Here is a 10196-nt window from a genome sequence, read left to right on the forward strand (position 1 = left end):
AAATTGAGCCTCTTTCTTATTATCCAGCTGCATTTTCAGTAAACTGACTATTGTAAAGATCTGCGTAGAAACCATTCACCCTTAAAAGGTCAGAATGCGTTCCCTTCTCTATCACTTTTCCTTGATCCATAACAAGAATCAAATCTGCATCCTTAATCGTTGAGAGACGATGGGCAATGACAAAGCTAGTTCTTCCTTCCATCAGTCGGTTCATGGCTTTTTGGATAAAGACTTCGGTCCGAGTGTCCACACTAGACGTCGCTTCATCCAATATCATGATTGGTGGATCTGCTAGAACAGCTCGGGCGATTGTCAAAAGCTGCTTTTGGCCTTGTGAGATGTTCGAAGCTTCTTCGTTTAAGACTGTCTCATAACCATCTGGCAGTGTCCGAATGAAATGGTCGGCATGTGCCGTACGAGCAGCTGCAAAAATTTCTTCATCAGTTGCTCCATTTTTTCCATAAGCGATATTTTCTTTAATCGTGCCATTAAAGAGCCAGGTATCTTGAAGCACCATCCCAAAGTTCTTTCGAAGATCACTCCGGGACATACTCCGTGTATCAAGACCATCAATATTAATCTTTCCGCCATTGAGTTCATAAAATCTCATCAAGAGATTTATCATGGTCGTTTTTCCAGCACCAGTCGGTCCAACGATTGCGACCGTCTGTCCAGACAAGACATCGATGTTCATATCTTTAATTAACATTTCTTCCCCATATCCAAAGTCCACATGTTCGAAAGAGACAGCACCATTTGCCCTTTTTATATTAGCTGTGGTTTGTTCTTTCATTTCCTCTTCTTCATCAAGTAGTTCAAAAACACGCTCAGCTGCTGCAACCGTCGACTGAATAATGTTTGCGATGTTAGCCGTTTGTGTGATCGGCTGGGTGAACTGCTTTGAATAAGTGATGAATGCTTGAATATCACCAATTGTAATCGAACGTTGCGTTACCAATATTCCGCCGACAACACTGATGAGGACATAGCTCAAATTTCCGATAAAGAACATCAGGGGCATGATGACACCTGATATAAACTGTGCTCTGCTTCCCGCTTTATACAATTCTTCATTAACCGCAGTAAACTGGGCACTTGCCTTTTTTTCATGTCCGAATGCTTTAACGACTTGATGGCCGGTATACATCTCTTCAATATGCCCATTTAATTGTCCAAGTTTACGTTGTTGATCGGCAAAGTACTTTTGGGATTTTTTCAAAATAGGCCGGATTGCAAATATTGATAAAGGTAAGCTGACTATCGAGATTAATGTCAATAACGGGCTAATGGAAAGCATCATGATGATAATCCCCAAAATCGTTACGATTGATGTGATAAACTGTGTTAAGCTTTGCTGAAGGGTGCTCCCGATTGTATCAATATCATTTGTCATTCGGCTAAGTGTTTCTCCGTTTGGACGTCCTTCAAAATATTTGAGTGGAAGTTTCTCGAGCTTTTCGTTAACATCTTCTCGAAGATCATATACCGTGTCTTGTGCAACACTTGACATAATGTATTGTTGTACATAGTTGAAAAGGCTGCTTAAGGCATACAGTCCAGCAAGGAGTAGAAGGATATGGCCAATTTTATCAAAGTTAATGGCTGCTCCTGGTATTCCTTGGAATTTCCCGTATGCTCCTTCGAATAATTCCGTAATTGCCGTTCCCATGATTTTTGGTCCGACAATCATAAAAATCGTACTCATGATTGCAGCAAAGAGCACGGCAATCAATTTGTTGCTCCGAGGTTTTAAATAGGTCAAAAGACGTCTTAGTGTTCCTTTAAAATCTTTTGCTTTTTGACCCATCATCATCATGTTACCGCCACCAGGACCATGCCCAACCTGACCGCCGCTTTGAGGTTTTTTTTGATTACTCATGCAATTTCCTCCTCTGTGAGCTGTGATAAGGCGATTTCACGGTATATGTCGTTTGTACTTAGCAACTCTTGGTGTGTTCCCATACCTACAATGTGTCCTTCGTCTAACACAATGATTCGATCAGCGTCAACCACCGTACTGACACGCTGGGCAACGAGTAGTACCGTCGAATTTTTCGTTTCATCTTTCAAGGCTGCGCGAAGGTTGGCATCCGTCTTGAAGTCAAGAGCAGAAAAACTATCATCGAATATATAAATATCGGGTTTCCGAATGAGTGCCCGTGCAATCGAAAGCCGTTGTTTTTGCCCGCCTGATAGGTTTGAACCGCCTTGTTCGATTTCTGCCTGATAGCCGTCTTTCATGTTACTGATAAAATCTTCCGCTTGCGCAATCCGAGCAGCATGCTCAACCTCATCTTGTGTGGCTGTTTGTTTTCCAAAGCGAATGTTTTCAGCGATTGTACCTGTAAAGAGGACGGCCTTTTGTGGTACAAAGCCAATTTTTGAACGAACTTCATCTTGTGATGACTTACGAATATCAACACCATTGACGCGAATCGTTCCACTTGAAATTTCATAGAAGCGAGGGATCAAATTGACGAGCGTTGTTTTCCCTGAGCCTGTTCCACCGATTATTGCGGTGATTTCACCAGGACTTGCAGAAAAACTAATATCCGTTAATGCAGGTTCTTCTGCTCCTGGGTAACTGAACGTCACATGTTCAAATTCAAGTGTACCGTGTTCACGATCTGCCTTTTCTGTCCCCTCATCCAGGAATGAAGGTTTCATGTCAAGGACTTCGTTTATCCTTGTTGCCGACACGGCCGCTCGTGGAACCATAACGAACATCATGGATGCCATAACGAGAGCGAACATAATTTGCATAACATATTGGATAAATGCCATTAAGTCGCCGATCTGCATACCGCCGTTATCAATACGAATTCCACCAAACCAAATGATGCCAACAACCGTCAAGTTCATTACAAGCATCATTACAGGCATCATGAAGGCCATGATTTTATTGACTTTGATCGAGACATCCGTCAATTCTTTATTCGCTTTCTTTAGACGTTTTTTCTCTTGTGTTTCACGATTGAAGGCTCGAATGACGCGAATACCAGTTAAATTTTCTCGTAATACAAGGTTCAACCGGTCTAATCGTTTTTGCACCGTTTGAAAGAGCGGTACACCTTTATATAGAATAAGCAAGATCGAGCCAATCAATAAAGGCATTGTGACAACAATGACAAGGGATAATTTTGCATCCATGGATACAGCCATAATCACTCCGCCGATTAACATGATAGGTGCACTGATAACCATACGAAGCATCATGATAACCACTTGCTGGACTTGCGTTATATCATTGGTCGTCCGTGTAATCAATGACGCCGTACCGACTTCATCAAATTCTTGTAACGAAAATTTTTCAACATGATTAAAGACTCTCAGGCGGAGATCGCGTCCCATTCCCATTGACGCTTTGGACGAATAGTAGCTTGCTATTATGGATGCACAAGCGCCAAGTGCGGAAACCAACAGCATCAAACCACCGATTTTCCAAATGTATGGAGTGTCTCCTCGAACGACGCCTTTGTCAATAATATCAGCCATTAGTGTAGGCAAAAAGAGGTCCGACATGGATTGAATAAAAACCAGACCGATAACTGCTGAAATAATCCACTTATAAACGGATAAATTTTTCAGTATTTTTATCATTTTGAACACTCTCCCTGTTCGGTAGCTTGTGCTTCTAAAAAGTTTGTAATTTGAAGATGCGTTTTTAGCAACTCTTCAAACTGTTCTTCGGAAAGCATTTCAATGGCCGTTTGAAAGACTTGGTGAATGCTTCCTTCGTGAAAATGAATCGTTTTTAATAAATTTTTCCCCTGATCGGTGATTGACAACTGAATCTCACGCCGGTTGCCCTCCACATGCTCACGATGGAGCATGCCTGCCCGAACGAGACCATCGACCGCTTGGCTCAAGGTGCTTTTTGGAAGAAATGTTTTCTCCCCGACATTTTTTTGAGTGGTCTCTTTGTAAAGGGTAATGGTCATCAAAATGGAATATTGAGGAACTGTTAATCCATTTTCTGCGGCTGTCTTTTGAACGAACCGCATTATATTTTTCTGCACGTTCCAAAATGAACGTAATAGTTGTCCGGAACGCATTAATTGTTTTTCATTCTCCACTCAACATCACCATTCTTTCTGTTTTGAACTGTTCCATTTCGAACATTTAATTTTATGAATCATTTTAATTTACAGCTATTTTTCCGCTTAGTCAACAAAAAACGATCACATAATTTCGATGTTTATCTAAACCTTGGTCGTAAATAAAAAATTAGCGTTGTTCCTCCATAAAAAACTGAATTGTCTAGTCAATTCATCATTGTTTTCGCGTGAAAACACCCACTTTTTCATGTGCTTGATTCAATAGACATAAAAATGTCCTTTTAACAGAGTGAAATTAGTTGGAAATTTGAGATAAAAAGTGGTAGGATAATATTGCATTGAGTTAGTACCAGGTAATAATACTAGATGATAACGCATTTGAGGGTGTTATATGGCAAGCATGCATACATAAACGAGATTTTTCTTCCTTAGATAAATAACCGGATTTAAAGTTTGTTTTAACAGAAAAATGTTTTAATTATTAGGAGGGATGATGACATATGGTTGAAAACCGTCATCTACAGGCAGGTCTAAGTGATGAGCAGGTGCTTGAGATGTATAGAATAATGTTATTGGCAAGACGTATAGATGAACGGATGTGGCTGTTGAACAGATCTGGGAAAATTCCTTTTGTCGTTTCTTGTCAAGGGCAGGAAGCAGCTCAAGTGGGAGCTGCATTTGCATTGAATCGTGAAACGGATTATGTCCTTCCTTATTACCGGGATCTCGGTGTGGTGCTTGCCTTTGGGATGACCGCAAGGGATTTAATGTTATCCAGTTTTGCAAAAGCAGAAGATCCAAATTCGGGCGGGCGTCAAATGCCTGGGCATTTTGGGCAAAAAAAGAATCGCATCGTGACGGGATCTTCGCCAGTTACCACTCAAGTTCCACATGCAGTGGGGATTGCACTCGCTGCAAAGATGGAAGGAAAAGATATTGTTTCATTCGTTACATTCGGAGAGGGTTCATCAAACCAAGGTGATTTCCATGAAGGAGCGAATTTCGCAGGTGTACATAAACTTCCGGTTATCTTGATGTGCGAGAATAATCAGTATGCTATTTCCGTACCGATTGAAAAGCAATTGGCTTGCGTGAAAGTGTCGGACCGGGCCATAGGTTATGGCATGCCAGGGGTGACGGTTGATGGAAATGACCCGATCGAGGTATACCGGGTGGTGAAAGAAGCGGCCGAGAGAGGCAGGCGTGGTGAAGGACCAAGCTTAATCGAAACGGTTTCATACAGGCTTACACCACACTCAAGCGATGATGATGATAGTCAATACAGGTCGCCTGATGAAGTGTCGGAGGCAAAAAAAATAGATTCGATCATCACTTTCGGTACCTATTTAAAAGAAGCAGGAATTATGGATGATCAAATGGAGAAACAAATGAACGAGGAAATAATGGAAGTTGTGAACGAAGCGACGGATTATGCGGAAAATGCTCCATTTGCAAATGAAGACACGCTCTCAAATTACGTTTACGCAGGTAAGTAAGGAGGAAAGAAGATGGCAGTGATATCTTATATAGATGCCGTGATAATGGCGATGCGGGAAGAAATGGAACGTGATCCCCGTGTATTTGTATTAGGTGAGGACGTAGGGGTAAAAGGCGGAGTGTTTAAAGCAACTTCAGGGTTATACGAACAATTCGGGGAACAGCGTGTCATTGATACACCGCTTGCTGAATCCGCAATCGCAGGAGTTGGCATCGGCGCGGCCATGTATGGAATGAGGCCGATTGCGGAAATGCAATTCGCTGATTTTATCATGCCCGCAATCAATCAAATCATTTCGGAAGCTGCAAAAATCCGTTATCGCTCCAATAATGACTGGCATTGCCCTATCGTCATCAGAGCTCCATACGGCGGGGGTGTACATGGGGCGTTATACCATTCACAATCCGTTGAAGCCATTTTTGCCAATCAACCGGGACTTAAAATTGTCATGCCCTCTACACCCTACGACGTGAAAGGGTTATTGAAAGCAGCCATTCGCGATGAAGATCCAGTCCTTTTCTTTGAACATAAACGTGCCTATCGCCTTCTTAAAGAAGAAGTGCCGAATGATGATTATGTTTTACCGATTGGTAAAGCGGATGTAAAACGTGAAGGCGAGGACGTTACAGTGATTACTTACGGCCTTTGTGTTCATTTTGCGCTACAGGCAGCTGAAAGGCTGGCCAGTGATGGCATATCCGTTCATATACTTGATTTACGAACCGTTTATCCATTAGATCAAGAAGCCATTATGGAAGCTGCATCTAAAACAGGAAAAGTCCTATTGGTTACTGAAGATAATAAGGAAGGAAGCATCATTAGTGAAGTATCGGCGATCATTGCAGAAAACTGCCTCTTCGATCTCGATGCCCCAATCATGAGACTCGCGGGCCCTGATGTCCCAGCGATGCCATATTCACCATCATTGGAGAAATCCTTCATGGTGAATCCTGAAAAAGTGGAAAAGGCACTGAGGGACCTTGTTGCCTATTGAACGAACCTTAAAATAGTACAAACAAAGCATCCTCCATCTAGGGGGATGCTTTGTTTGTTCAAGTAATTGATCATGCCGATGAAAAACCAATTAAGGAAATCGCCAAGGATGTCCGTGAACTTGGCCAAAAAGTACGAACAGTTAAGTTGAAATCTGAAAATATGCTGAAAGGTACATTTACAATTAATAGATGCTAACGTTTGGTTCAGTTTGTTTAATCGTTTTGGCAATTTCACTGATGGTTTTACCTACAACTTCGAATATTCTTCCAAATCATTCAGTTGATTTGAAATCTGTGGCATTTTTATCCTGCCTTTAAAAGGTTTTGTTTATTCTATAAAGAATTTGGCAGAAAATAAATTTCAAGTTCATCTTAAATAGCAAGATTTAATATGAAATCCATAACAATGTTTGTCATAATAAGAAAGTAGGGAGGGGGAATATCATGCTTCGATTATACGGGGCTTTAATCGGCCTTAGTTTGATATGGGGTTTATCGTTTGTTTTCATGAAGTGGCTGCTCCCGCCAGCGGGCATTTGGGGGATTGTGTTTCTCCGCTGTTTGGCGGGTGCTGTGGTTCTGCTTCCCATTTTATGGTGGAAGCGCAGTGAAATCAACTGGAAATTACCATGGAAAGCACTGGTTGTTGTCGGAATCTTCAATTGCGGATTAGCATGGGGGTTAATAGCTTTAAGTGAAACAGAGGTTAACAGCAGCACGGCATCGATTCTTAATGCAACCACCCCGATCTGGACGGGGATCATCGGATTTATCATTTTTTCTTATGTTTTAACCGCCCGACAATGGATGGGCATTCTTATCGGTTTTTTCGGAATTCTAGTATTGATGGATTTTCAAGTCGGTCAGCTTTTCGGCAAGGAATTCATCGGGATTGGGACAATGTTGCTTGCGTCCACCTGTTATGGTTTTGCCGGCCAATATACGAAAAGATTTCTTTCCAGTACCAGCATATTGGTCATTACTACGTTTACGCTGCTCACGGGTGCCATTATCGGTTTGATCGGGATGCTGATAACAGGGCCGATTAAGCCAGTGATGTTGATGGACCCGCTAACGATTTTCTCCATAGTCGGTCTTGGGTGCTTTGGCTCTGGGCTCGGCCAGCTGATCTATTTCTACATCAATAAAAATGGCAGCCCAGAGTTAGCCGCAACGGTTACATACCTTATTCCTGCAAGCGCAATGGTTTGGGGCTATGTCCTGCTTGGAGAAGCGATTAATCCTAATGTAATTATTGGCCTGCTGATTATTTTCGCAGGGGTTTATCTTTCTTCTAAGAAGTCAAAAGAAAAAGATGGTGCTAATTCTTCATCCGGAAAACAAGGCGAATTGCGTCATGTAAAATAAGAAACCGAAACGAAATAGCCCTCACGTAAAGGTTTTGTTTTTACGTGGGGGGCTTTCGTTTGAAATCCTGATTCAATTTTGCAAAACAAGTGATTGATCGTCTTTGCCGCGACTTATAGCTATAGACAGTAACCCATATTCGGAATGGCATTTGCTTTAGAAAGGATATTCTGTTTCCATTATTCTTTCGAAAGATATTTAGAACTAAATGAAAATTGATAGAGTTTTTTTAGGAGGTGTTTTGAATTTGAGATATATTAATTTGAGATAATGTTGTTGACAGTAAAATTTATTCATGATAAATTATCTTTAAGTAAAGATATATTAATTAAAGATAATAAAAATTATGTAAAACCTTATCCAACCCCTTTAATGAATAGCCACTCTTTTGAAAGGAAAATATAGGGGATTAATACAAATGTTGAACATCCAAAAATTGAATCGTTTTAATGGGAGGATTAATTTATGAATGGATTAAAAGGTATACACCATGTAACGGCCATAACAAGTAGTGCAGAAAAGAACTATGAATTTTTTACAAATATATTAGGTATGCGTTTAGTCAAGAAAACAGTTAACCAAGATGATATCCAAACCTATCACCTGTTTTTTGCCGATGATGTTGGCGGTCCAGGTACTGACATGACATTCTTTGATTTTCCTGGTATTCCTAAAGGAGTGCATGGGACTAATGAGATTTCAAAAACATCCTTCCGTGTACCGAATGATGCCGCATTGAAGTATTGGGTTAAGCGGTTCGACCGTTTAGAAGTAAGGAATACAGGAATCCAGGAGCAATTTGGTAAAAAGATCATTTCATTTGTGGATTTTGATGATCAGCAGTATCAATTGATTTCCGATGAAAACAATGAAGGGGTTGCAGCGGGGATTCCTTGGGAAAAAGGACCGATTCCCCTGGAATATGCCATTACAGGATTAGGACCAATTTTCATTCGGATCGCCAACTTCGATTACTTTAAAGAAATGATGGAAAAAGTTCTATTATTCAAAGAAATAGACAAGGAAGGATCTTTTCACCTATTTGAAGTAGGGGAGGGTGGGAATGGTGCACAAGTGATTGTCGAGCATAATTCGATCCTTCCTCAGGCAAGGCAGGGTTTTGGGACTGTTCACCATACAGCCTTCCGTGTTGAAGACCGTTCCGTTCTGGAAGAATGGATCAAACGAATGGAAAGCTTCCAATTTCATACGTCCGGTTATGTTGATCGTCACTTTTTTGAGTCGCTTTACGTACGAGTGGCGCCGCAAATATTATTCGAGTTTGCCACGGATGGTCCTGGATTTATGGGGGATGAGCCGTATGAAACGCTTGGGGAAAAGTTATCTTTACCACCGTTCTTGGAACCGAAAAGGGATCAAATCGAAAAGTTGGTCCGTCCCATTGATACAGTAAGAAGCACCAAGGAATTCATTAAAGAATAATTGACAACCTTTAGCGAATGATATATTGGTTTATGCCCACACTAAAACAGGTAGAAATAAAAAATGGAATAATCATTTGAAATAGAAAAAATGCTCTGGAGGAATGAATCATGACAAAAGATTTTTACACGGCGATTAAAGAGAGACGATCATATTATGGAATCAATAAAGAAGTCCAAGTATCGGATGAGAAAATTAAAGAAATTGTTGAATTTGCGGTAAAACACACGCCATCGGCTTTTAATTCCCAATCTTCCCGCCTTATTGTTTTGACAGGCTCGGCCCATGATAAATTATGGGATATTACGACGCAGGCTTTAAGGAAAGCGGTTGGAGATAGAGATTTCTCTGGTACTCAACAAAAAATGGATTCCTTTAAAGCGGGATATGGGTCAGTTTTATTCTTTGAAGATGAATCTGTTGTGAAATCACTTCAAGAACAATTTGCAACTTATGCCGATAACTTCCCAATCTGGTCACAACAAACATCAGGCATGCATCAATTAGTTGTTTGGACTGCACTTGAAGCAGAAGGATTGGGAGCAACTTTACAGCATTATAATCCTCTAATTGATGATGAAGTGAAAAAAGAATGGGATGTTCCAAGTAACTGGAAATTGATTGCGCAAATGCCATTTGGAAATCCAACAGCTCAACCGGGTGATAAAGAATTCAAACCGCTTGAGGATCGTATAAAATTTTATAAATAAAGAGTACTGATAAGAGTAACTTTGTCGAGAGCCAATTCTAATTGGCTCTTCAGTTTGTAGACAAAAGGGGTTCGGAATTAAAAAATTCTGAAACCCTTTTGAAATTCCCTTTGAATTTTCGCCT

The 10196-nt window shown here is 40.8% G+C and carries 9 protein-coding genes; 6 read left to right on the forward strand and 3 right to left on the reverse strand.

Annotated features, from left to right (window positions below; all coding sequences use genetic code 11):
- Positions 1-19: 19 nt before the first annotated feature.
- From ACFX4I_RS23860 to ACFX4I_RS23870, 3 genes are read right to left on the reverse strand one after another with little or no spacing between them, the layout of a single operon-like run.
- Positions 20-1879, reverse strand: a complete 1860-nt coding sequence (locus ACFX4I_RS23860) for an ABC transporter ATP-binding protein (RefSeq protein WP_377423507.1) — start codon at positions 1877-1879, stop codon at positions 20-22.
- A complete protein-coding gene (locus ACFX4I_RS23865; RefSeq protein ID WP_377423509.1) occupies positions 1876-3600 on the reverse strand; it encodes an ABC transporter ATP-binding protein in 1725 nt (574 codons plus the stop codon). The genes ACFX4I_RS23860 and ACFX4I_RS23865 overlap by 4 nt, the downstream gene beginning before the upstream one ends.
- Entirely contained in the window at positions 3597-4076 is a 480-nt protein-coding gene (locus ACFX4I_RS23870) for a MarR family winged helix-turn-helix transcriptional regulator (protein WP_377423512.1), read from the reverse strand. The genes ACFX4I_RS23865 and ACFX4I_RS23870 overlap by 4 nt, the downstream gene beginning before the upstream one ends.
- Positions 4077-4558: 482 nt before the next feature.
- Between ACFX4I_RS23870 and ACFX4I_RS23875 the strand changes: the two genes are divergently transcribed.
- The 6 genes from ACFX4I_RS23875 (at position 4559) to ACFX4I_RS23900 (ending at position 10072) form a co-directional block, all read left to right on the forward strand.
- Positions 4559-5554: a thiamine pyrophosphate-dependent dehydrogenase E1 component subunit alpha gene (locus ACFX4I_RS23875; protein ID WP_377423515.1), complete on the forward strand. Its 996-nt coding sequence runs from the start codon at positions 4559-4561 to the stop codon at positions 5552-5554.
- A 12-nt stretch (positions 5555-5566) separates the two neighbouring features.
- A complete protein-coding gene (locus ACFX4I_RS23880) occupies positions 5567-6550 on the forward strand; it encodes an alpha-ketoacid dehydrogenase subunit beta (protein ID WP_377423518.1) in 984 nt (327 codons plus the stop codon).
- A gap of 50 nt (positions 6551-6600) precedes the next feature.
- Positions 6601-6747 (forward strand): 2-oxo acid dehydrogenase subunit E2, encoded by a 147-nt coding sequence (locus ACFX4I_RS23885; RefSeq protein WP_377423521.1) that lies wholly within the window; start codon positions 6601-6603, stop codon positions 6745-6747.
- Positions 6748-6995: 248 nt separating this feature from the next.
- A complete protein-coding gene (locus ACFX4I_RS23890; RefSeq protein ID WP_377423523.1) occupies positions 6996-7919 on the forward strand; it encodes a DMT family transporter in 924 nt (307 codons plus the stop codon).
- A 465-nt stretch (positions 7920-8384) separates the two neighbouring features.
- A complete protein-coding gene (locus tag ACFX4I_RS23895) occupies positions 8385-9362 on the forward strand; it encodes a ring-cleaving dioxygenase (protein ID WP_377423526.1) in 978 nt (325 codons plus the stop codon).
- A 110-nt stretch (positions 9363-9472) separates the two neighbouring features.
- Positions 9473-10072: a nitroreductase family protein gene (locus ACFX4I_RS23900; protein ID WP_230303955.1), complete on the forward strand. Its 600-nt coding sequence runs from the start codon at positions 9473-9475 to the stop codon at positions 10070-10072.
- Positions 10073-10196: the final 124 nt, after the last annotated feature.

This window comes from Peribacillus sp. YIM B13472 (assembly GCF_042788005.1).
Lineage (GTDB): Bacteria > Bacillota > Bacilli > Bacillales > DSM-1321 > Peribacillus > Peribacillus simplex_E.

Coding starts and splice junctions, on each gene's coding strand:
- ACFX4I_RS23860 (WP_377423507.1), bottom strand. CDS start 1,879: ATGAGTAATCAAAAAAAACCTCAAAGCGGCGGTCAGGTTGGGCATGGT.
- ACFX4I_RS23865 (WP_377423509.1), bottom strand. CDS start 3,600: ATGATAAAAATACTGAAAAATTTATCCGTTTATAAGTGGATTATTTCA.
- ACFX4I_RS23875 (WP_377423515.1), top strand. CDS start 4,559: ATGGTTGAAAACCGTCATCTACAGGCAGGTCTAAGTGATGAGCAGGTG.
- ACFX4I_RS23880 (WP_377423518.1), top strand. CDS start 5,567: ATGGCAGTGATATCTTATATAGATGCCGTGATAATGGCGATGCGGGAA.
- ACFX4I_RS23890 (WP_377423523.1), top strand. CDS start 6,996: ATGCTTCGATTATACGGGGCTTTAATCGGCCTTAGTTTGATATGGGGT.
- ACFX4I_RS23895 (WP_377423526.1), top strand. CDS start 8,385: ATGAATGGATTAAAAGGTATACACCATGTAACGGCCATAACAAGTAGT.
- ACFX4I_RS23900 (WP_230303955.1), top strand. CDS start 9,473: ATGACAAAAGATTTTTACACGGCGATTAAAGAGAGACGATCATATTAT.